Source organism: Moraxella sp. CTOTU47579 (assembly GCF_032004885.1).
Classification (GTDB): Bacteria; Pseudomonadota; Gammaproteobacteria; order Pseudomonadales; family Moraxellaceae; genus Faucicola; species Faucicola tetraodonis.
The window spans coordinates 208,428-231,410 of sequence record NZ_DALZOJ010000004.1; the positions used below are offsets into that span (position 1 = coordinate 208,428).

The 22,983-nt window shown below is 42.8% G+C and carries 15 protein-coding genes; 4 read left to right on the forward strand and 11 right to left on the reverse strand.

The features are described 5' to 3' along the window. Positions 1–38: 38 nt before the first annotated feature. Positions 39–1,202, reverse strand: a complete 1,164-nt coding sequence (locus tag RTP55_RS04660) for a zinc-dependent alcohol dehydrogenase (RefSeq protein ID WP_312384567.1) — start codon at positions 1,200–1,202, stop codon at positions 39–41. Between the two features lie 664 nt (positions 1,203–1,866). On the opposite strand from RTP55_RS04660, the gene clpB reads away from it, so the two are divergent. The 3 genes from clpB to RTP55_RS04675 all read left to right on the forward strand — a co-directional run bounded on the left by clpB (position 1,867) and on the right by RTP55_RS04675 (position 5,581). Next, positions 1,867–4,464, forward strand: a complete 2,598-nt coding sequence (gene clpB / locus RTP55_RS04665) for an ATP-dependent chaperone ClpB (protein ID WP_312384569.1) — start codon at positions 1,867–1,869, stop codon at positions 4,462–4,464. Positions 4,465–4,569: 105 nt separating this feature from the next. Further along, the gene (gene dcd, locus RTP55_RS04670; protein WP_007116249.1) at positions 4,570–5,145 is read left to right on the forward strand and encodes a dCTP deaminase; all 576 of its coding nucleotides are present in this window, start codon (positions 4,570–4,572) and stop codon (positions 5,143–5,145) included. Between the two features lie 193 nt (positions 5,146–5,338). Continuing rightward, positions 5,339–5,581 (forward strand): hypothetical protein, encoded by a 243-nt coding sequence (locus RTP55_RS04675; protein WP_312113794.1) that lies wholly within the window; start codon positions 5,339–5,341, stop codon positions 5,579–5,581. A 59-nt stretch (positions 5,582–5,640) separates the two neighbouring features. Here the strand turns inward: RTP55_RS04675 and RTP55_RS04680 are convergent, their stop codons facing one another. The 7 genes from RTP55_RS04680 to RTP55_RS04710 all read right to left on the reverse strand — a co-directional run bounded on the left by RTP55_RS04680 (position 5,641) and on the right by RTP55_RS04710 (position 16,756). Further along, a complete protein-coding gene (locus RTP55_RS04680; RefSeq protein WP_312384571.1) occupies positions 5,641–7,425 on the reverse strand; it encodes an acyl-CoA dehydrogenase C-terminal domain-containing protein in 1,785 nt (594 codons plus the stop codon). Positions 7,426–7,565: 140 nt separating this feature from the next. Next, entirely contained in the window at positions 7,566–9,359 is a 1,794-nt protein-coding gene (locus tag RTP55_RS04685) for an acyl-CoA dehydrogenase C-terminal domain-containing protein (protein ID WP_312384573.1), read from the reverse strand. A 156-nt stretch (positions 9,360–9,515) separates the two neighbouring features. Beyond that, positions 9,516–11,360 carry a putative bifunctional diguanylate cyclase/phosphodiesterase gene (locus RTP55_RS04690; protein WP_312384575.1) on the reverse strand — a complete coding sequence of 615 codons (1,845 nt, stop codon included), beginning with the start codon at positions 11,358–11,360 and terminating at the stop codon, positions 9,516–9,518. 2 nt (positions 11,361–11,362) lie between these two features. Next, entirely contained in the window at positions 11,363–12,205 is an 843-nt protein-coding gene (locus RTP55_RS04695) for a 16S rRNA (uracil(1498)-N(3))-methyltransferase (RefSeq protein WP_312384576.1), read from the reverse strand. 267 nt (positions 12,206–12,472) lie between these two features. Continuing rightward, positions 12,473–13,864 carry an adenosylmethionine--8-amino-7-oxononanoate transaminase gene (bioA, locus tag RTP55_RS04700; protein ID WP_312384577.1) on the reverse strand — a complete coding sequence of 464 codons (1,392 nt, stop codon included), beginning with the start codon at positions 13,862–13,864 and terminating at the stop codon, positions 12,473–12,475. Positions 13,865–14,085: 221 nt separating this feature from the next. Then, positions 14,086–15,447, reverse strand: coding sequence for a CitMHS family transporter (locus tag RTP55_RS04705; protein ID WP_065252473.1), 1,362 nt, complete (start codon positions 15,445–15,447; stop codon positions 14,086–14,088). Positions 15,448–15,580: 133 nt separating this feature from the next. Next, entirely contained in the window at positions 15,581–16,756 is a 1,176-nt protein-coding gene (locus RTP55_RS04710; protein ID WP_312384579.1) for a helix-turn-helix domain-containing protein, read from the reverse strand. Positions 16,757–16,952: 196 nt separating this feature from the next. Between RTP55_RS04710 and exaC the strand changes: the two genes are divergently transcribed. After that, positions 16,953–18,464, forward strand: a complete 1,512-nt coding sequence (gene exaC, locus RTP55_RS04715; protein WP_096488733.1) for an acetaldehyde dehydrogenase ExaC — start codon at positions 16,953–16,955, stop codon at positions 18,462–18,464. Between the two features lie 254 nt (positions 18,465–18,718). Here exaC and lldD read toward each other — a convergent pair whose 3' ends face one another. The 3 genes from lldD to lldP form a co-directional block, all read right to left on the reverse strand. Beyond that, positions 18,719–19,867 (reverse strand): FMN-dependent L-lactate dehydrogenase LldD, encoded by a 1,149-nt coding sequence (gene lldD, locus RTP55_RS04720; protein WP_138019086.1) that lies wholly within the window; start codon positions 19,865–19,867, stop codon positions 18,719–18,721. 142 nt (positions 19,868–20,009) lie between these two features. Next, the gene (locus RTP55_RS04725; RefSeq protein WP_219331073.1) at positions 20,010–20,783 is read right to left on the reverse strand and encodes an FCD domain-containing protein; all 774 of its coding nucleotides are present in this window, start codon (positions 20,781–20,783) and stop codon (positions 20,010–20,012) included. 13 nt (positions 20,784–20,796) lie between these two features. After that, a complete protein-coding gene (lldP, locus tag RTP55_RS04730; RefSeq protein WP_409418412.1) occupies positions 20,797–22,512 on the reverse strand; it encodes an L-lactate permease in 1,716 nt (571 codons plus the stop codon). Positions 22,513–22,983: the final 471 nt, after the last annotated feature.

Here is a 22,983-nt window from a genome sequence, read left to right on the forward strand (position 1 = left end):
AAATTAACTATGCTAAATCTATCCATAATGAAATTAAATTATGGTGTCAAAATCACTTTTCGACACTCTTCTTCACGTTTTTCAAAGATTTCATAACCTTTCGCCGCATCCGATAGATTCATACGATGGGTAATAATCGCTTCAGGCGATAAATCCCCATTTTCAATATGTTCAAGCAGTTGTGGCAAGTATTTATGTACATGGGTTTGACCCATTTTAAAGGTTAATCCTTTATCAAAGGCATCACCCATCAAGAAACCATGAATCGGACCTGCATATACCCCAGGAATACTCACTGTACCACCACGGCGCACCGCTGCCATACACTGACGTAATGCCGCGCCACTTGAGCCTTCAAGCTTGAGAGTAGTTAAGACCGTTTCAACCACGCTGCCTTTTGATTCAAAACCAACGGCATCAATCACCGCATCGACACCACGGTGCCCCGCAGTTTGCTCAATAATGGCTTCTGCGGCATCAACTTTGTCAAAATTGACAGGAATTGCGCCATACGTATCTTGTGCGTATTGCAGACGATAGTCATTGTGGTCAACGATAAATATTTGTGCCGCGCCTAACATTTTGGCGCAGGCAGCTGATAGCAAGCCCACAGGTCCTGCACCATAGATAGCCAAAGTCGAACCTTTGGTAACATTGGCATTCGTCACCGCTTGCCAAGCAGTCGGCAAAATATCCGATAAGAACAACACTTTCTCATCAGGCAATGAACCTGGGACTTTAAAAGGACCAAAATTGGCTTTTGGAACGCGCACATATTCTGCTTGTCCACCAGGCACACCGCCGTATAAATGACTAAAACCGAACAACGCCGAAGGTGGTGGAATAAGCTTTTTGTTCATTGCCGCGCCTGGACCCTCATTGGTGGTCTCACAGGCTGCCATCAAATCATTTTGACAAAAAAAGCAGCTACCACAGGCAATTACAAAGGGTATCACCACGCGATCGCCTTTTTTTACCGCTGTGACGTCAGCGCCCACTTCTTCGACAACTCCCATAAATTCATGACCAAAAATATCGCCTTCTTCGGTCGCAGGGATTTTGCCACGGTATAAATGTAAGTCCGAGCCACAAATGGCGGTAGCGGTAACTTTTAAGATAATATCATCTTTGGCTTGTAATTGTGGGTCGGGAACATTGTCGACTCGAACATCTTTGGCACCGTGATAGGTTAATGCACGCATGGGTATTACTCCTGGTTGTTGTTTTGCTGTTATTGTTATTCGACCAAATAAAGCAGCGCCACTGAACTGATATGTTATGTGGCGTTATCATTTGATGTTGTGCAGAGTAACATGCGCCATGCACGGTTGTTGTCTATTCATGTAGTAGATAGGTTAATGTAATGTAAGCTGCCTTACAATAACCCATTGAAAATATTATATAATTTTAATTATCGTCCATAAAATTATAGTATCAATTTTTAGCTATGGCTTAAACTTTAGTTCGCGTAATTTTTTTAAAGATAATGCTCAAGGCGGCTGATAAAAAACCAAGGTGCTACTACGCTACTAATTTGCTACTAAAGTAAACGCATATCAGCCAACAAAAAAAACTCAGTCAGTAAAACTGATTAGGTGTATCCCCTTGGAAGTTATACGATAAGCCAAAATTTATTGGTTTATGACTTTATCTACATTTTTATTGTCAATTTTTGACAGGTAACACGATAAATTTTGCAAGCTATTGATCCAAGTGAGGATTGAAAACAAACCTACGTCCCATCATCAAGAAAATAACCATTGACAATTAAAAAATTTTAAAGGTGGATATTGAAACGATTTATCAAAACACCATATCAATTTTAGTTCGAAGCTAATTAGTTAAAAGCTAAAAGGAAAAATAATAATGCAATTTGATAAATTTACCAATGCCTTACAAAACGCGGTTCAGCAGGCACAAACGCTCGCTGTCACTCGTGATCATACCGCGATTGAGCCGATTCATTTATTGTCAGTGCTACTCAATGAACCGAGTAATGCCAATGTGTATGAACAGGCAGGCGCAAACTTGAATCAGTTAAAAACAGACGTGCAACAATCGCTCAACAACCAAGCGGTGATTGGTACACCCACAGGTGATGTCAATCTCAGCCCAAATACGGCTAAGATTTTAAATCTAGCCGAGCGCCACGCGCAAAAAGCGGGCGATCAGTTTTTATCTACCGACTGGGTGCTAGTTGCCCTAGCAGAGACGGGCGACACCGCAAAACTGCTCACAAAAGCAGGGGTCAATGAGCCAAAACTAAGACAAGTCATTAATTTTATTCGTGGGGGTGATAAAGTGGATACACAAAATAGCGAAGACCAACGTGATGCCTTAAATAAATATACCATCGATTTAACCGCACGTGCCGAATCGGGCAAACTTGACCCCGTGATTGGGCGTGATGACGAAATCCGCCGTACCATTCAAGTGTTGTCACGCCGTACCAAAAACAATCCGGTGCTCATCGGTGAGCCGGGTGTAGGTAAAACTGCGATTGTTGAAGGATTGGCACAAAAAATCGTAAACGGTGATGTGCCAGAAGGCTTGCGCAACAAACGTGTATTATCGCTTGATTTGGGGGCACTGATTGCGGGGGCAAAATTCCGTGGTGAGTTTGAAGAACGCCTAAAAGCGGTACTTAATGACCTAGCAAAAAGCGAAGGACAAGTTATTTTATTCATTGATGAAATTCATACCATGGTCGGTGCCGGTAAAGCCGATGGCGCGATGGATGCGGGTAATATGCTTAAACCTGCGTTAGCGCGTGGTGAGCTGCACTGCGTGGGCGCGACTACCCTTGATGAATACCGCCAATATATCGAAAAAGATGCCGCCCTTGAGCGTCGTTTTCAAAAAGTATTGGTTGATGAGCCTACGGTGGAAGATACCATTGCCATTTTGCGTGGCCTAAAAGAGCGTTATGAACTGCATCACGGGGTCGATATCCAAGACAGTGCGATTATTGCCGCCGCGCGTATGAGTAACCGTTATATCACCGACCGTATGCTACCTGACAAAGCCATTGACTTGGTGGATGAAGCGGCTAGCCGTCTAAAAATGGAACTTGATAGTAAACCAGAAGCCTTGGGCAAATTAGACAGCCGTTTGATTCAGCTCAAAATGCAACGTGAAACCTTAAAGCATGAAGATGACGAAGGCGCGAAATCACAGCTAAAACTGCTCGACACCCAAATCAGCGAGCTTGAAAAAGAATACGCAGATTTAAATGAAATTTGGCAAGCAGAAAAAGCCCTCGTTAAAGGTAGCCAACAGCTCAAAGATGAGCTTGATAAAGCACGTATCGCCTATGAAAAAGCCCAGCGTGAAGGTGACTACGAGACCATGTCAAAACTGCAATACGAAACCATTCCACAACTGGAAAAACGTATTAAAGATTCTGACTTGGCTGAGCAAAAAGAGCAAGCAGGGGAAGCGCCAAGCGTCAAACTGCTACGTAACAAAGTCACCGAAAACGAAATCGCTGAAGTCGTTGCTGCTGCAACAGGTATCCCTGTTACCAAAATGATGCAAGGCGAACGTGAAAAAATGCTGCACATGGAAGAAAAATTGCATGAGCGCGTAGTCGGTCAAGATGAAGCGGTACAAGCAGTCGCCAATGCGGTGCGCCGTAGTCGTGCAGGGCTATCTGACCCCAATCGTCCTAGCGGTTCGTTCTTGTTCCTAGGTCCGACAGGGGTGGGTAAAACTGAATTGACCAAATCATTGGCAAGTTTCTTGTTTGATGATGAAAATGCCATGATTCGTATTGATATGTCTGAATTTATGGAAAAACACAGTGTCAGCCGTCTTGTCGGTGCACCCCCAGGTTACGTGGGTTATGAAGAAGGTGGGGTATTGACCGAAGCGGTACGCCGCCGACCCTACAGTGTGGTATTGTTTGATGAAGTAGAAAAAGCGCATCCTGATGTGTTTAATATCTTACTGCAAGTGCTAGACGATGGTCGCTTGACCGACAGTCAAGGTCGCGTTGTGGACTTTAAAAACACCGTCATTATCATGACTTCAAACCTTGGTTCGCATAAAATCCAAGAGATGGCAGGCGATAGCTACGAAGAAATCAAAGCGGCAGTAATGAATTCAGTCAATCAGCATTTTCGCCCAGAGTTTGTCAACCGTATTGATGAAATCGTGGTATTCCATCCACTTGGGCAAGAGCAAATGGCAGGTATTGCAGATATTCAACTGTCACGCTTACGCAAACGTCTTCAAGAGCGTGACATGAATATTGTATTGTCAGATGAAGCCATGACCCAATTGGTCGCTGTGGGTTATGACCCTGTGTATGGTGCAAGACCGCTAAAACGCGCCATCCAGCAAGAAATCGAAAATCCGCTATCCGTCAAATTGTTATCGGGTGAGTTTGTGGCGGGTGACACCATCAAAGTGGATGTCGATGCCCAAGATAAATTGACCTTTGATAAATTACGTATGAGTTAATTTTCTCACCGAAAAAACGGCTTTCGAGTGAGAGCCGTTTTTTTTCGCCTATATGTAGTAAATTACAGTATAATTCTGCCTAAATTTAAAATTTGAGGAAACAAAATGTCGATCAAATCCGACCGCTGGATACGCCAAATGGCACAAGAGCATGGCATGATTGAGCCATTTGAAGCAGGTCAAGTACGTGTGGGCGAGCAGGGACAAAAATTGGTCAGCTACGGCACCTCAAGCTATGGTTATGATGTGCGCTGCGCGCGCGAATTTAAAGTGTTTACCAATGTACATTCTGCCATCGTTGACCCAAAAAACTTTGATGAGCGTAGCTTTATTGATATCGTGGGCGATGAATGTATCATCCCGCCCAACTCATTTGCCTTGGCTCGTACTGTCGAGTATTTTCGTATTCCCCGCGATGTATTGACCATTTGTTTGGGAAAATCTACCTATGCGCGCTGCGGTATTATTGTCAATGTCACGCCGCTTGAGCCAGAATGGGAAGGGCATGTGACGCTTGAATTTAGTAATACCACCAACTTACCCGCGCGTATCTATGCCGGCGAGGGCGTGGCGCAAATGCTATTTTTCCAAAGTGATGCCGATGATGTGTGCGAAACTTCCTACAAAGACCGTGGCGGTAAGTACCAAGGTCAAATGGGCGTGACCTTACCCAAAGCCTAAAAGATAAGCAGTAAGCAGTCATATAGACCCACTTCGGTGGGTTTTATATTTTATGGCGTTAAATTGTTAAACGCTCAAATTTTACACGAGCTTACAACTGCTTTAAGCTTTCTATTTTTGAATATGTCATACTAACGATGCGCTATCGCTATCGTTTTAACATAATAATACCGCACATAAGAAGGATAACACCATGATTGAACTAAGTAATAACTATGTCGCGCTAAATTTGGCAAAATTCATCTATGAAGAAGAAGCCAAACTCACGCCAAATAAACACCAGCAAGAAAGTGATATCAAAGAATATATTTTTGAATTATATGAAGAGTGTGTTGCTGTCGTTGAAGAAAACGACTCAGCGGATTTTGAATATGAAGACTTCGATTTTGATGAAAATGAATCGTTGGCAGATGACGATGACGATATGCTTCGCTAACATGTTAATTCATAAAAAAATCGGCTACTAGCGCCGATTTTTTTATGTTTAAGTAGGGATTAAGCAATGGTTGCCGCAAAATAATCGCGGTCAAACGCTATGATAGGTTGGCTTGTTGCTTTTACCATCGCAATATGCGCATCTAAGCGCGGCAACATACGACCGACATAGTAGTCTGCTAATTTTGCTTTGTTGGCATAGAAGTCGCCTTCTTTGCCATTTGCGGCTTCAACCATCAAGCCAAACATATAAGCAAAGCTGACATAACCAAAGGCTTGTAAATAATCAACCGCACAGCCATTGATTTCGTCTTTGTTGACCGCTGCCGCCGCTACCACCGCTTTGGTTACGTCTTCAAGTTTATCCGCTGATGTTAAAATTGCTTGTTTGATGGCATGGTCTGCTTTCATGTTATTGGCAAAATCACGCATTTCTTGCACATACGTTGTCACAAACGCACCGCCGTTTTTCACCACTTTACGACCCAACAAATCAAGTGATTGGATACCATTGGTCCCTTCATAAATTTGCGAGATACGGGTGTCACGTACGATTTGTTCCATACCCCATTCACGGATATAGCCATGACCACCAAAGCATTGCTGTGCGTCAATTGACGCTTCAAGACCACGGTCGGTTAAGAATGCTTTAGCAACGGGCGTCAAAAGAGCAACACGGTCATCAGCGGCTTTTCTTGCTTCAGCATCATCGGTATATTTGTTGGTATCAAGCTCTTTGGCGACATACATCGCAAAGCAGCGTGAGGCCTCACTGATGGTTTTCGCATTTAACAGCATACGGCGAACGTCGGCATGAAATACGATTGGGTCAGCGGCTTTGTTTGGCTCTTGGATACCGCTATCGGCGCGACCTTGGATACGGTCAAGGGTATAAGCTGTGGCGTTTTGATACGCTAACTCAGCGCCACCGATACCTTGTAACCCCATTGTCAAACGCTCATAGTTCATCATGATAAACATGGACGCAAGACCGGTATTTTCTGCGCCTACCATAAAGCCTTTGGCACCATCAAAGTTCATGACGCAAGTCGCTGAGGCCTTGATACCCATTTTGTGCTCGATAGAGCCACAGCTTACCGCGTTACGCTCGCCCAATGAGCCATCCGCATTCACATGGAATTTAGGTACGATAAACAATGAAATCCCTTTTGAGCCTGCTGGGGCATCGGGGGTTTTTGCCAATACCAAATGGATGATATTGTCTGCTAAGTCATGTTCACCTGCGGTGATAAAAATTTTGGTACCTGTGATACTGTAGCTACCGTCTTGGTTTGGCACGGCTTTGGTTTTGATGATACCCAAATCCGTACCTGCGTGCGGTTCAGTCAAACACATCGTACCTGTCCACTCACCTGAGTAGATTTTTTCTAAGTAGGTTTGTTTTTGTTCTTCAGAGCCTGCGTTATAAATACACATGCACGCGCCACCTGATAGGTTTGGATAGAGCGCGAATGATTGGTTGGCAGTAAATACCATCTCTTCAGCGAGCATCGTAACCATTTTTGGCATGCCTTGACCGCCATGATTTGGATCGCCGCCCAAACCAATCCAGCCGCCTTGTGCGTATTCGTCAAATGCTGCTTTAAAACCCGTTGGGGTTTTTACTCTGCCTTCACCTAGATATTGTGCCCCTTCTTCATCGCCTGAGCGGTTGATAGGAAGTAACGTGTTTTTAGCAAATTTTGACATTTCTTCTAAAATCATATTGACCGTGTCACTGTCAACATGGGCTAACTGTTCATTTTTTTGCCAAAAATCGGCTGCATTGAATACATCATTTAAGATGAATTTCATGTCTTGAATTGGCGCATTATAAATAGGCATATTATTTCCTTTTATGGGTTAGCTCGTCATTCGAAATGAGACAAATCCTTAGACAGCTTTTGCTACCTAAGGATTGAATAAAGAATTAGACTATCAATGATTCTATCATAATTTTATTACTAGGATAGCTTAGTAAAAAATTAGAACTGGAATTCGTCAACTTCCATACTCATGTATGGCTCAAGCCCTGTATCAATACGTTTGACGTAAGTTAAGGTGCGAGGCAGTAGTTTTGCAAAGTAGAACTGAGCGGTTTTGATTTTGGCTTGATAGAATTTGGTCTCAGTGGTGTCGCCTTGGAGCGCTTGTTGAGCGACTAACGCCATACGAGCCCATAGGTAAGCTAGGGTGATGTAGCCACTATAGTACATGTAGTCAACCGCCGCTGCACCCACTGCATCAGGGTTTTCAGTGGCTTGCATACCAATGCGAGCAGTTAAATCGCCCCATTCTTTATTCAGACGTGCCAGTGGACGAATGAATTCACCCATCGCATCGTTGTCTTTGTTTTCTTCACAGAATTGATAAATGACTTTGCTAAAGTTAGCTAGCATTTTACCTTGTGAACCCAATACTTTACGACCTAACAAGTCGAGTGACTGGATTTCAGTGGTACCTTCGTATATACAAGCAATACGCGTATCACGTACGTTTTGTTCCATGCCCCATTCACGGATAAAGCCGTGACCACCATACACTTGCACACCGTGATTGGCTGCTTCATAACCTGTTTCAGTTAAGAAGGCTTTAGCAATTGGGGTTAAAAAAGACAACATTTGGTCAGCGTAAGCTTGTGTTTCGCCTTCACCTTTAGTTACCACATCAGAGAATTGTGATAGATAGTAGACGAGGGCACGGCCACCTTCTGCAAACGCTTTACAAGTTAATACCATGTTACGCACTGCTGGATGGACGATGATTGGGTCAGCCACTTGTTCTGGCGCCTTTGCACCGCTTAATGCGCGCATCGCAAGACGATCTTTGGCGTAGCTTAAGCCACCTTGGAAAGCCAATTCCGCCGCAGTTAGACCTTGAATCGCAGTACCAATACGGGCGGTATTCATAAAGGTAAACATACAGTTTAGACCTTTGTTTTCTGGTCCAATCAAGTAACCTTTAGCTTTATCAAAGTTTAGTACCGCAGTTGCAGAGGCTTTAATACCCATTTTGTGTTCAATCGAACCACAGGTAACGGTGTTACGCTCACCGATAGAGCCATCTTCGTTGACATTGAATTTTGGTACGATGAACAATGAGATACCTTTGGTACCTGCTGGCGCACCCGGTAAACGCGCTAGTACGATATGGACAATGTTGTCTGCCATGTCGTGTTCGCCCGCTGAGATAAAGATTTTTTGACCGGTGATAGCGTATGAACCGTCTTCATTGGGTTCAGCTTTGGTGCGGGTAATACCTAAATCAGAACCTGCATGTGCTTCGGTCAGACACATGGTACCTGTCCACTCACCGCTGACGAGTTTCAATAAATATTTTTGTTTTTGTTCATCGGTACCGTGGTGTTCTAGCGTACGGATAGCACCTTCAGATAGACCTGGGTACATTGAGAAAGACCAGTTAGCCGTACCTACCATTTCACTGACCGCTGAACCCAATGACAATGGCATGCCTTGACCGCCAAATTCTTCATCGGCACATAAAGAAGGAAAGCCTAATTCACAGTATTGTTTATAAGCTTCTTTAAAGCCTTTTGGCGTATATACATTACCATTTTCAAAACGACAGCCTTCTTCATCGCCTGAACGGTTAAGGGGTGACAATTCTGCTTCTGAGAAGCTTGCACCTGCTTCTATGAAACTATCAATCGTTTCTTTATCCGTATGGGCATAGCTAGGAATGGTTTTGTAGTGATCTTCAAATTTTAATAATTCATGCATGACAAATTTCATATCACGAAGCGGTGCTTTATATTGCATACGATATCCTTGATTAGTGTTTTAAAAAGAAAAAAACCTACCCCAATACTAAGGTTTTATATCTCTAAGATAGGAAAATTTGACAAAGGTGACAAGGTACTAACATGACTATAGGGTCATAAAAAAATCTAATTAGTCTAATTTAAACATTTAAACTTATAGCAAATAGTTTGGTTTATAGTTGGCTTTAAGCCACTCAGTGGTATCTTGACCAGACATGGGTTTAGCAAACCCAAAGCCTTGAATCGAATCACAACCAAGACTACGCAGATATTCGATTTCTTCACGGTTTGAGACGCCCTCAGCCAATGCTTGCATGGATAACGAGTGCGCCATCTCAATCACTGATTTGACAATCACTTGTTTTTTTGGGTCTTGTAAAATATCCATAATAAATAAGCGGTCAATTTTGAGCACATCAATCGGATATTTAATCAAATATTGCATCGCGGCAAAGCCTGTACCAAAGTCATCAATCGATATACTAAAACCATACTGGCGCAGTTTTGATAACATCGCTTGCGATTTTACTTCATCTTGAATGTTGCAGACTTCGGTGATTTCAAAACTGATTAGTTGCGCAAGCCAACTATACTGCTGTATCGTCCCTTCAATAAACTCAATAAATTTGTCACTAATCAATTGGCGAGTATCAATATTGATACAGATGAGGCAGTTATAGCCCATCTCACGCCATGTCAAAATCTGCTCGATACAAACTAACACGATTTTTTCAAATAGCGGCTGCGATGACTTATCGAGCACCTCATCCAAAAAATCGTTGGGATAGAGAAGTCCAAGGGTGGGATGCTCCCAGCGCACCAGCGCTTCAAACATCGGCAAGTCAGGCTGTGCAAACTCTAACTTAGGCTGAAAATAGGGCAAAATTTGCTGTTTTAATAACGCATTTTTAAAGGCACTGAGCAAATGAATGTCTTTAAAATTGCCTTTTTGCTGGTTGGCATCATACCAAACACAATCTTCATCACTGATAAGCCGCGCATGTTTTAACGCCGTGTCTGCTTGCAATAGCAATGTCTGAGCATCTTGGGTATGGGTTGGGAAAACCGAAGCACCAATCGACAACCTTAAATAAATTGATTGGTTGTCAATGCTAAAAGGTAGGTCAAATAACTGTTTGAGCGCTGCCACGTAGTGATGCGCGGCATTAAGGTGTTGTACCGAAATCATCGCCGCAAAACTATCACCCCCAAACCGCGAAAAAGTGACTAAACTGGCACCCGAAATTTTTAAGGACTTTACCCGTTTGACAAAACCTTGAATCAGCGTATTGGTATTTTCAATGCCAAGGCTGATGTTAAAAGATTGCAATTTATCAATATTGATGCGTAGCAATATCCCCATACACTCACGCTGATTATCGGCTGCCTGGTAATAGTCAATACAGCTTTTTAATTTGTCATAAAAAGTATCGTAATTGGGCAGACCCGTTAATTCATCATAATTGTATAGATGTAAGGTGTGGCTAAGCTGCGCATCTTTTTTGGTTAAATTGCTAAGTAGCCCTACATACACCACTCGGTTGTCATCGACTTCACACACGGAGATATCTAGCCAAACCGCCACTTCAGGTGAATTGTGATAAGAAAGCACTAAATTGGTCGAAATTGATTGTCGATTATCCAGTTTGGTAATGATGGTGGCAATCGCTTGCTGTAAGTGTGGGGCGTAGGTCTTATACGGATAAAAATAAAACGGGCTACCTATCACCTGATCGCGTGGCAAGGCGGTAATGTTTAAAAATTGCTGATTGACACAGATAAAACGTAGATGTTCATCAAGCATAAAAATGCCATCATGGATTTTTGAAAAAACCGAGGCAAACACCGCATTTTGATGTTCAAGCGAAATTTGTTGATCAAAAAAATGGCTATCGACAATAAACCCATACTGACTTAACTCATCATGACAAAATTTGTTAGCTCCTGTAAAGCAATCACGATGGTCTATTGGCATGACGGGATCGTTGTTCGGTGACATGATTATTCCTGTGCAAGGGTCAAAGTTTGATGTAACGTTAACAATGAAGACAATGCGACGACAGGGGCTGTCTCAGTTCGTAGCACACGCTCGCCAATTTGCCAAGGCATAAAACCTCGCTCGATAGCTTGCGTTATTTCTTGCTCTGAAAACCCACCTTCTGCCCCAATAAGTAACCAAAATTGGGCTAAAGAACACTGTCTAAACTGGTTTGTTATCTGAGGTAGTGGGTTGGGATATGGGGTATAGGGCGTGATGGGTTCAATATCGTTATGCTCAACATCGCTACGCTCAATGTCATCAGGAGGAACGGCTAAAATTAATTTGGTCACGTTGGTAGAAGTGGGCATGCCTGCTAGCTCACCAATCCAGTCGCTAAAAGCTTTTGGTGCCAGTAAGTTTGGCACGATATTAAGCCCACATTGCTCACATGCCGATACCGCAACCTGCTGCCAATGGGCAAGTTTTTTATCGGTTTGGTCTACTTTTAGGCGTACTTCGCCATGTTGGCTTGTGAGTAGTTGAATCGATGACACCCCAAGCTCTGTGGCTTTTTGAATGGCATAATCCATGCGCTCGCCACGGCTCATAACCAAGGCAATGTTCACAGTAAATGGTAAAGCTCGGTTGATCGGATTAAAATCGTTGATGGTAACGAGCGCTTGTTTTTTAGTGATATCCGTTAAAGTGACGGTATATTCACCACCTTGACCATCAAAAAACAACGATTGCTCGCCGATACTTGCTCTTAACACTTTACACCAATGATGAAAAATATCTTCGGTCAAAGGCACAGTGCTGCCAACTTGTAGCAAATTTGGTTGGTTATAAAAAAATCTACGCATAAATCATCTAAGTAAGTTTCACGATTGAGTTAAGTTAAGTTGGTTAAAATTCCTACAAAAGTTAAATATTTTTTGACGATAATCTCATGGATTATACGTTAAATATTAGCAATGTAGGCATAAGCTGTGAATTCTAATACAATTTTTTATAATACAGTAAGAATTGAACGTTTGTAACAAATCCTAACTTTTGACGATTAATTATGATAACAAACATTTATTTACAATTAATTAGTTAGTAAATTTCATGAGGTGTTAGTAAAGGTGTTAAGGCAAATCAATGGCTTGCAACGAGCCTTGGGGCATTTGGGGGAGATTGTCACAAAGCTTTTGCAAACAATGATTTAATATGCCAAAAATGTGACCAAGCTCTGCTGGGGTGGTGCAATAAGGCGGAATAAGATAAACATGGTTGCCAATCGGGCGAATCATCACGCCTTGATCAAGGCATGAATTGGCAAAAGCTTTGCCCAAATTTTGAGAAAAATCCAAGGTAAAAGCCGCAATCATGCCGGTTTGACGTACAAACTTTATGAGTAAATTGGCATCAGCTAATTGCTGTAAGCCATCAGCCATCGCTTGGATAAGGGATTGGTTGTGTAGCAAGACATTATCGCGTTCAAACAGTTCAAGCGACGCCAAAGCCGCGCTACAAGCCAATGGGTTGCCAGTAAAACTATGCGAATGTAAAAACCCTTTTTCCACTTTGTCATCATAGAACGCTTGATAAACATCATCGGTTGTCATGACGCAAGACATTGGCAGATAGCCTGCCGTTAGACCTTTTGACAGACAGATAAAGTCAGGGCAATAATCGTCTTGTTTATCCGCATCTGCCAAGGCTAGCATTTGTTCTACCGCAAACATAGTACCTGTACGACCAAAACCCACGGCAATCTCATCATATATCACATGGATGTGATAATGGTGCGCAAGTTTGGCAACGCCAAGCAAATAATTAGCAGAATACATCGCCATGCCCGCCGCCCCTTGTACCAAAGGTTCAAGGATAATCGCACAGATATCGCGGGATTTTTCTGCCAAGATGCGCTCTAGTGAATCCAAGCTTTTTTGCTCATGCAGCTGCGCTGCGATAGCGTCAGTATTGAAAATATGCGCGGGGGAAGGAATACGAATTTGACTGACAATCAAATCTTTGTATTGCTCACTAAACAGCGGGATATCTGTCACCGCAAGACTGCCAACGGTTTCACCGTGATAACCGTGTTCCAATGAGATAAATTTGGTTTTTTGCGTTTGCCCTGATTGCTGCCAGTACTGCAAACTCATTTTAAGTGCGACTTCCACCGCCCCTGAGCCACTGTCGGCAAAAAAAGCTTTGGTGAATGATTTGGGCGTGATGGCAACCAATTTTTCTGCAAGCGTCAAAATCGGCGGGTGAGTGACACTAGCGATTAAAGTATGCTCAAGCGTATCGAGCTGCTGTTTTATTTTTTCGTTGATAAAGGGATGGCAATGTCCATGTAAATTGACCCACCATGAGCTAATCATATCGTAATAGGCGTTACCGTCGTGGTCGTATAATTGATTGCCTTGAGCTTTGACGAGGTGGAGTGGGGGATTGTTTTCAAGGGCTTGCATCTGGGTGCAAGGAAGCCATAACGCGTTATTCATAAGGGTCTCAAAATTTTTTGTCACATTGTAGCACTTTTGACCCAAGAAAAAAGGCTTGAAAATGCCAGCCTTCTAATGCTATGAGTTATATGGTAATAATAGGAACGGTAATTATCACAGAATTTACGTACTATAAATTTTCGATAAAAAAGCGTCTAAAAAATGTCGTTTTTAGACGCCTGTATAAACAGTAAATTTATAATGGTTACTAAAATCGTATAATTAAAATACCCGATGATAGCCTGTCAAAGTGGCACACCACCCACCGTGAATATCGCTAAGGAAAATGCGACAAAAATACCAATCGCCCATTTGGCTGATTGAATCTGCCATTTACCCATCTCAACACCTGTAATATGCAGCAATAGATAGATAAATCCAACCAATGGACTTAATAAATGAAATGCTTGACCAGCGGTTGAAGCAATCGCAATATCCATTGAGCTAAAACCATATTTTATCCCAACTTGGTTTAATACTGGCAACACACCCAAATAAAAAGCATCATTACTTAGCAAAAACGTACCAGGTACAGAGATCAAGGCAACAATCAACGGCCAGTGATTACCAAATCGCTCAGGAATCCAAGTCGCTAGGGCTTCGCCCATGGCATGACTCATACCTGTGCCAGATAAAATCCCCATAAACACACCCGCTGCCAGCACCATGAAAATTACTTGTACAGCTGATGAGCCATATTTTTCAATAATTTCACGTTGATCGGCCTGTTTCGGGTAATTGGCCATTAAAGCAACGGCTAATGCAATCGCAAAAATTAATGCTGAATTTACCTTTGGTAGAAACCACATACCACCAAAAATAAGTTCAATCATGACAAGCAGCGTCAAGCCAAAATTAAACCAAATGAGGTGGGGTCTAGTAAATTTAGCATCGTCCTCATGTGGTGTATCGATTAGATGTACCATACCGTCTGTGTTTAGATTGGTGATACCCAGTCGTTTTCTCTCTGCTAAACCCCGTATGACAGCCACAGCAATGACCCATATGGCGGCGATAATCATCCCCGGCATGATTGCACGTAATAACTCCCCCTCATCAACATGCAGCGCTGTGATGATACGTGCGGTGGGTCCTCCCCAGGGTAATAAATTCATGATAGAGTTTGCTAAGACAATTAATACTGCTAAATCCATCATTTTCATATTCAATTTGCGATATACAGGTAGCATGGCTGAACAGACCACAAGAGTGGTCGTCGATCCATCGCCATCAACTGAGATGCCTAGTGCAAGAATCGCTGTGCCAACCAAGACTTTTAAAGGGTCGCCCTTGACTGCTCGGACAATAAAATTGACCAATGGCTGAAACAATCCAGCACTCAGCATTAAACCAAAGTATAAAATCGCAAATAACAGCATAAGTGCTGTACCTGCAACACCTTTAATTTTTAAATCGGCATCGCTGATCATCCCTGCAATAGCATATTTAGGAATATCAAGTGCAGAAAACCCCCACTGGTTTATGGCTCCGGCGATAACACCAATAATTAAAGGCACTAAAATAAGAGAGGTAAAAGGGGACGCTTTGCGGGTCATGATAAGTATCATAAACCCGATCACAATTAATAATCCAAACAGCGCTAACATAGTTGTAATCCTTTACATGGTCATTTACAAAGGTGGCAATATTAGCATAATAATTTGTGTTTTTTTGATAATTTCTATTTCAACGAAAAATTTATGATTAGGGGAAAATTGACGGTTAAGCAAAAATTGATGGTTACCGATTTGACAGTACCTCTAAATGTTGGTGAATTGAGAGGTTATCTGGCATTAATTCAATCAACCTTTCTATAGCATCGCTAGCATCAGGACAATTTGCCAAATGCATGAGTAATAAATCAACCTGATCTGAATGATATATGGCTTGGCTCAAGCGAGCTTCTAAACAAGTGCGCCAAGTGCATAAAAAAGGGCTCTCAGTTTTGCTAAAAAATATACCGGTATATAACTTGATGGCTGCTTCTAAATAACCAGCATTTAATGATTGTTCAACCCGTAAAAAATCACCATCAATAGGCATTAATAATCGGTAAGGACGAGAACCCAATAAACCAGTAAGTGTATCACGTAACTGCGACATTTCAGTCTTTAGCGTACCTTGTGACACTTTACGCTCACCATAAATCGCTTGGTGTAAGGCATCTAAGCTCATGCCTTGGGGACAAAGTGCTAACACTGTCAATATCTCGACTTGCCGAGGGGTCAGCCGCAAGGTTTTGCCATTGAATATGACGCTGGGTTCGTTAAATCCTTGAATATACAGATAGTGTCTTTGGCACTCATTCAAAGCGGATTGTAAAATACTGGCACAGCGTTCAGCAGCAAATATGCCAAAATTATTGTGATTCTGCCAAGTGGTCGATAAATCCAGTACGCCAATGACTTGCTTGGTGTGCGGTTCAATGATAGGCGTGGCGTAACAGACCCATTCATGAACCGAAGGCATATAGTGTTCATTGGAAAAAACGCAAGTTGATTGCTGCGTTTTTAGTGATAATGCAAGCGCATTTGTGCCAACTTGGCTTTCTCCCCAACATCCGCCTTCGATGAAGTTAACCGCTTCGGCCGCTTTTTGCATAGACTTGCTGGCAGTCGTCCAGATAATCGTACTACCGATATCAGCCACAGCCATCACCATGGAGGATTTCAACGTGATATGTTGTAATTGATTTTGACAATAGTCTAAGGCTTTTTTTAGATAATACGATTGATCGCTTTTGGTGGCGTTAATGGGTGCTTGTTGGCGCTCAGTTGGAATGTTGGCACTGTCTGAGCGATGCCATGACTGAACGATACTTTGTTGGATAAGATCTGCATTATTATCGGTAAAGGTAATGTTAAAACGCCTCTTATCAATCCGATGCCTTTGCTCTAACAGTCTATTTTTATTCATATTTTAAAATATCCTAATTCACTAACCAATCCTTGGTTTTTAAAATAAGCTATCCTCAATAGTATAATGTACATCCCTTATTGTAAAGGATAATTAAACACCTACCTTTTACCTACCGTTTCTGTAATAATATGAATGTGTAACCCCCAACTGCACGAAGCAGTTTATCTACCAACTGACAAAAGGAAATGTCATTATGCGTTATGCTGACCCTAATACTGACGGTGCTAAAATCAATTTTAAAGAAAAGTATGACAACTTTATTGGCGGCCAATGGGTTGCGCCTGTTAAAGGTGAGTACTTCGATAACATCTCACCCGTCAACGGCAAGCCCTTCGCCAAAGTCGCCAAATCAAGTCCAGAAGACATTGAACTTGCACTTGATGCTGCCCATACTGCTAAAACTAAGTGGAATGCGGCTTCACCCACAGAGCGCTCTAATCTATTATTAAAAATCGCAGATCGCCTTGAGCAAAATATTGAGTTATTGGCAGTAGCTGAAACATGGGAAAACGGTAAGCCCATCCGTGAAACTTTAGCTGCGGATATACCACTTGCCATTGACCATTTTCGCTACTTTGCCGGTGCAATCCGCGCGCAAGAAGGCGGTGTTTCACCCATTGATGATGACACCGTCGCTTATCACTTTCATGAACCTCTAGGTGTGGTTGGACAAATCATTCCTTGGAACTTCCCAATTTTAATGGCTACCTGGAAAATAGCGCCTGCACTAGCCGCGGGTAACTGCATCGTCTTAAAACCCGCCGAGCAGACGCCTGTGAGCTTATTGGTGCTTGTTGAATTGATTCAAGATTTGCTACCAGCAGGTATTTTAAATATCGTGAATGGGTATGGCGAAGAGGTGGGTAGTCATTTAGCTAGAAGCCCACGCATCTCAAAAATTGCCTTTACTGGCTCAACCCCTGTCGGTCAGCTTATTATGAAGTATGCGACAGAGAATATTATTCCAGTTACTTTAGAATTAGGCGGTAAATCACCCAATATTTTCTTTGCCGATGTCATGGATAAAGAAGATGATTACCTAGAAAAAGCGCTTGAAGGTTTTACTATGTTTGCGCTCAATCAAGGTGAAATATGTACCTGTCCTTCGAGAGCCTTAGTGCATGAAAGTATCGCCGATGCCTTTTTGGCGAAAGCCGTGGAACGGGTAAAACGTATTAAAACGGGTCATCCATTGGATACGGAAACGATGATTGGTGCGCAAGCCTCTCAGGAACAACAAGACAAAATCTTAGGCTGTATTGCTACAGGCAAACAAGAAGGCGCCGAGCTTTTAACCGGTGGAAATGCCAGACATGAGGTAGGTGAAGGCTATTATATCGAGCCGACGATTTTTAAAGGCAATAACCAAATGAAAATCTTCCAAGAAGAGATTTTTGGCCCAGTATTGTCTGTGACGACTTTCAAGGACTTTGATGATGCCATGCGTATTGCCAATGATACTATGTTTGGGCTGGGTGCTGGCGTGTGGGCACGTAGTGGTAATACTGCTTACCGTGCGGGGCGTGGCATTGAAGCTGGGCGAGTATGGACAAACTGTTACCACATTTATCCAGCCCATGCCGCATTTGGTGGTTACAAGAAATCAGGCATCGGGCGTGAAAACCACAAAATGATGTTAGAGCATTACCAAAATACCAAAAATTTACTGGTCAGCTATTCTGAAAAACCGATGGGCTTCTTCTAGAATTTGATAGGTCATAAACAACAAAAACCGCTCTCATAGAGCGGTTTTTTTATCGAAAATAAAAAATATCAATATTAAATTCATTTACCATCGCTCAATCAACCATTCATCATAAGCGGTTATTGCGCCATGAAGTTGATAAATTTAATGCACTTAGTGGCGCGGTGAACTTAGCTAAATCATAAAATCTTAGGATTTACCAGAATAAAAAAATCCCATAAAGATGCTAAGGTTGGCTATTTACTGTCAGTCTATCAAGTCAAAGTACTAAAATCTACTAAACAGTCTCGATTGATATCTTGAATTCGGTTTGCACTGGTCAATGTCATTGCCACGCGCATTTCTTTGTCTATCAAGTTGAGTAAATTGGTCACCCCAGCTTCACCATCGGCGGCTAACGCATAGATAAATGCACGTCCTAACATACATAAATCTGCCCCCAATGCCAACATTCTCACCACGTCTAAGCCATTACGGATACCCGAATCCACTAAGATTTTGATATCACCTTTAACAGCATCAGCAATTTTGGGTAGGGCAGTGGCGGTTGACATCACGCCATCAAGCTGACGTCCACCATGATTGGAAACCACGATACCATCAGCGCCAAAACGTACCGCATCTTTGGCGTCTTGTGGGTCAAGAATACCTTTGATGACCATAGCGCCATCCCAAAAATCACGAATCCATTCTAAGTCTTTCCAAGAAATCGAGGGATCAAAGTTATTACCGAGCCAGCCGATATAATCTTCTAAGCCAATCGCTTTACCAAGATATTTAGAGACATTACCCAAGTCATGGGGTCTTCCTAGCAATCCCACGTTCATTGCCCAGTGCGGATGGGTGCACGCTTGTAGATAGCGACGCATGGCGGCATTGGGTCCACTCATGCCCGAGTGCGCATCACGGTATCTCGCCCCAGGTACAGGCATATCGACGGTAAACACCAGCGTTGAACAGCCTGCTGCTTTGGCGCGCTCCAGCACATTTTGCATAAATTTACGGTCACGTAACACATACAGCTGAAACCACATAGGGCGATTGATTTTTGGAGTAACTTCTTCGATAGGGCAGACGGATACCGTTGACATGGTAAATGGAATGCCTTTTTTGTCAGCAGCCATGGCTGCTTGGACTTCACCACGGCGAGCATACATACCTGTCAAACCCACTGGCGAGAGTGCCACAGGCAAAGACAGCTGCTCACCAAAAATCTCAGTGGATAAATCAAGCTGCGTCATGTCTTTTAATACCCGCTGACGTAAGGCAATACTCGATAAGTCTTCAACATTACGTTTTAGGGTGTATTCTGCATACGCGCCACCATCAATGTAGTGGAATAAAAAAGGGGGTAAACGGCGGCGAGCCGCTTCTCGGTAATCATTGGCAGAAGAAATAATCATAATATCCCTATCTTAACTATATTATTAATGGTAGAAATAGCCACGTGCATTCAAAAATGTTTACACTAAAATACGTTTATCAAATGCGCCTGAATTAACAGGCATCAGTATTAAAAAGCATCAGTATTAAAAAGCATTAGTATTAAAAAACATCAGTGGCCAATCGGGAAACTCGCTGTCGGCGAGCCGTTGCCTCATCAATCTTGGCAACCTGTTTTATCACAAACTCAATATGCTCACCCACGGCTTTGCGAGCTAATTCACTATCACGCGCGATAATCGCATTCATCATTGCCATGTGCTGCGTATGTAGGGTTTCAAAGCCATAATGCTCGGTGTAAATTTTTCGCCGAGCTAATACCACGTTATGTCGCAGTAGGTGAAAAACATTTTTCATCATCTGCAACAATACCGCATTTTGGGAAGCTTCAGCAATCGCTAAATGAAAATTGGCATCGGCAATAGCGGCTTGTTCGGTATCGCCATGCGCCTGACTGTTTGCTAACTGCTCATAGTGAAAGCGGATTTTTTCAATGTCTTGTTTGCTGGCTCTTTGGGCAGCGTACCAAGCTGTGCCGCCTTCTAGTACAATTCTTGCTTCTTGCACATCAAGTCGATACAGGGGATCGGCATCTAATAACGGGGTTAAGGTTCGTAGTATCAAACTATCAGACAGCGCCACAAGGGGTTGGTTCTGTTTAATTTTTTGCACATCTTTGACAAACGTTCCCGACCCAATGCGACTTTCGGTAATACCGACACTATTCATCTGCTGTATCGCTTCACGCAGTGCGGTACGAGATACCCCTAGTCGCTCACACAAATGGCGCTCGGCAGGTAATCTATCGCCATTTTTTAACCCTTCACGGTCTATTAGCGAAATTAATTGTTCAATAACCTGCGTTGCAACCTTCATACCTTACCCATCATTACCCGTGTGGAATCATCCAAGGCACGACATACGCTTGTAGCGTGATGAGCACGCCCATCATAATGGTAAAAATAATACTATGTTTGACGGTAAATCTGAACAAATCTGACTCTTTACCGACCAAACCTGTGGCGGCACAGGCAATGGCAATGGATTGCGGAGAAATCATTTTACCAGTCACACCACCCGAGGTATTGGCTGCCACTAACAACACCTCAGGCACACCAATTTGCTGAGCAGTGGTGGCTTGAAGGGCGGCAAACAACGCATTGGCTGAAGTGTCTGAGCCTGTCAAAAACACCCCTAACCAACCCAAAAATGGTGAAAAGAAGGTAAAAGCTTTGCCCGTGTGTGCCAATGCTAATGCTAATGTAGCAGACAACCCCGAATAATTGGCGATAAACGCAAACGCCAACACCATACCAATAGAGTAAATCGGGGTGCGTAGTTCTTTGACGGTCTCGCCAAACGTCGATAACGCTTCTTTAGGACGCATTTTTAGCATCACGATAGAGATAATCGCCGCGAGCACGATGGCAGTACCTGTTGCCGAGAACCAATCAAATTTATAAATGGCCGCATAGTCGGTAATCTTGGTGACGACTGGGGGCAATTTTTGTACTGCATTGTGCAAATACGGCACATTGATACTCATCACCATATCGACTAATGCGCCATCAGGGTGACCATCTTTGCCTTTGACAAACAAATCTTTAAACGGCTTAATGCTCCACAACGACACCATCGCGGTCAAAATCGCAAACGGCATCCAAGCTTTGATGATTTGAGCGGGCGAGTAATGGGTGGTTGGCAACGGTGCTGATACGCTTGTGGTATCACCCATCTGATTTTTGCCATCGACTTGATTTTCAAAACGGAACACATGCTTGGGCTGCCACACTTTAAATAGCAACGTCAAACTGATTAACGAGGCAATAGCAGCGGTAATATCAGGCAACTCAGGTCCAATGTAGTTTGAGGTCAAAAACTGCGCAATAGCAAACGACCCACCACCGACCACAATCGCTGGGAAGGTTTCACGAACCCCGCGCCACCCATCCATAATCGCCATAATCCACACTAACACAATCGGCACAATAAAAGGCAACTGACGTCCGACCATTTGGCTGATGGCATGGGTTTCTACCCCAGATACTTGTCCTGCTACGATGATTGGAATCCCCATCGCGCCAAAAGCAACAGGGGCGGTATTGACAATGAGGCAAAGTCCAGCGGCATACAAAGGCTTAAACCCTAATCCGACCAATAACGCTGCTGTGATAGCCACAGGGGCACCAAAGCCTGCTGCGCCTTCTAAAAAAGTACCAAAGGCAAACCCGACCAGTAACATCTGTAAGCGTTGGTCTTGGGTGAGCGATAAAATACTGGAGCGGATAATATCAAATTGCCCTGTTTTTACCGTGACTTTATATAAAAATACCGCCCCGATAATAATCCAGGCGATAGGCCAAAGCCCGTAGAAGAATCCATAAATCGCGGATGATAACGCTAACGTCACCGGCATTTGATATAAAAATAGGGCAACAAGCAGCGCTAAAATAACGGTAATAGTGCCTGCGACACTACCTTTTAAGCGAAACACCGCTAAGGCTAGAAAAAAGAAGATAATTGGGATAAGGGCAATGGCACTTGAAAGCCAAATATTGCCCATGGGATCGTAAATCTGTTGCCAATGTTGCATCATTTCCTCCATGAAATAATTGGTATTACCAAAATAGTCTGAGTGTCAATAATTGGTCAAATAATAAAGAAAATTATGCTTTAATTCAATTGAATTTTAAAAAAACAGCGATATTTTTTAGGTTTTTTGTAAATTGGTAATACCAGTTTGTGGTAGTAATGTGATTTATTGTGTAGATAGATACAAAAAAGCTTGTTATTGAAGTCAGCAGAGTTTCAAGTTTTTACTGTCAGGGTGCGTGATGAAAGCTACCCAGTATTTTGCTGTATGGTTGACAGCACAAGCCATGAGGGACGCAAGTAGCGTGCTTTATTTTTTCAAAAGACATCAACTAGAATAACTTTTTGACTAAGGTAGGTTAATAGTAGGTAGAGCGCATTGGATGACTGAACTAAAATCAAGTCATAGTGATTTTATAAGAATATATTTTACCCCACTCTCAACTTGAAATAAGCAACTCAAACTGAAGTGGGGGGTTACCTA

Coding starts and splice junctions, on each gene's coding strand:
- dcd (WP_007116249.1), top strand. CDS start 4,570: ATGTCGATCAAATCCGACCGCTGGATACGCCAAATGGCACAAGAGCAT.
- lldP (WP_409418412.1), bottom strand. CDS start 22,512: ATGGAGGAAATGATGCAACATTGGCAACAGATTTACGATCCCATGGGC.
- lldD (WP_138019086.1), bottom strand. CDS start 19,867: ATGATTATTTCTTCTGCCAATGATTACCGAGAAGCGGCTCGCCGCCGT.
- RTP55_RS04695 (WP_312384576.1), bottom strand. CDS start 12,205: ATGCGTAGATTTTTTTATAACCAACCAAATTTGCTACAAGTTGGCAGC.
- RTP55_RS04725 (WP_219331073.1), bottom strand. CDS start 20,783: ATGAAGGTTGCAACGCAGGTTATTGAACAATTAATTTCGCTAATAGAC.
- RTP55_RS04680 (WP_312384571.1), bottom strand. CDS start 7,425: ATGCCTATTTATAATGCGCCAATTCAAGACATGAAATTCATCTTAAAT.
- RTP55_RS04710 (WP_312384579.1), bottom strand. CDS start 16,756: ATGAATAAAAATAGACTGTTAGAGCAAAGGCATCGGATTGATAAGAGG.
- RTP55_RS04660 (WP_312384567.1), bottom strand. CDS start 1,202: ATGCGTGCATTAACCTATCACGGTGCCAAAGATGTTCGAGTCGACAAT.
- clpB (WP_312384569.1), top strand. CDS start 1,867: ATGCAATTTGATAAATTTACCAATGCCTTACAAAACGCGGTTCAGCAG.
- RTP55_RS04685 (WP_312384573.1), bottom strand. CDS start 9,359: ATGCAATATAAAGCACCGCTTCGTGATATGAAATTTGTCATGCATGAA.
- RTP55_RS04690 (WP_312384575.1), bottom strand. CDS start 11,360: ATGTCACCGAACAACGATCCCGTCATGCCAATAGACCATCGTGATTGC.
- RTP55_RS04705 (WP_065252473.1), bottom strand. CDS start 15,447: ATGTTAGCGCTGTTTGGATTATTAATTGTGATCGGGTTTATGATACTT.
- RTP55_RS04675 (WP_312113794.1), top strand. CDS start 5,339: ATGATTGAACTAAGTAATAACTATGTCGCGCTAAATTTGGCAAAATTC.
- exaC (WP_096488733.1), top strand. CDS start 16,953: ATGCGTTATGCTGACCCTAATACTGACGGTGCTAAAATCAATTTTAAA.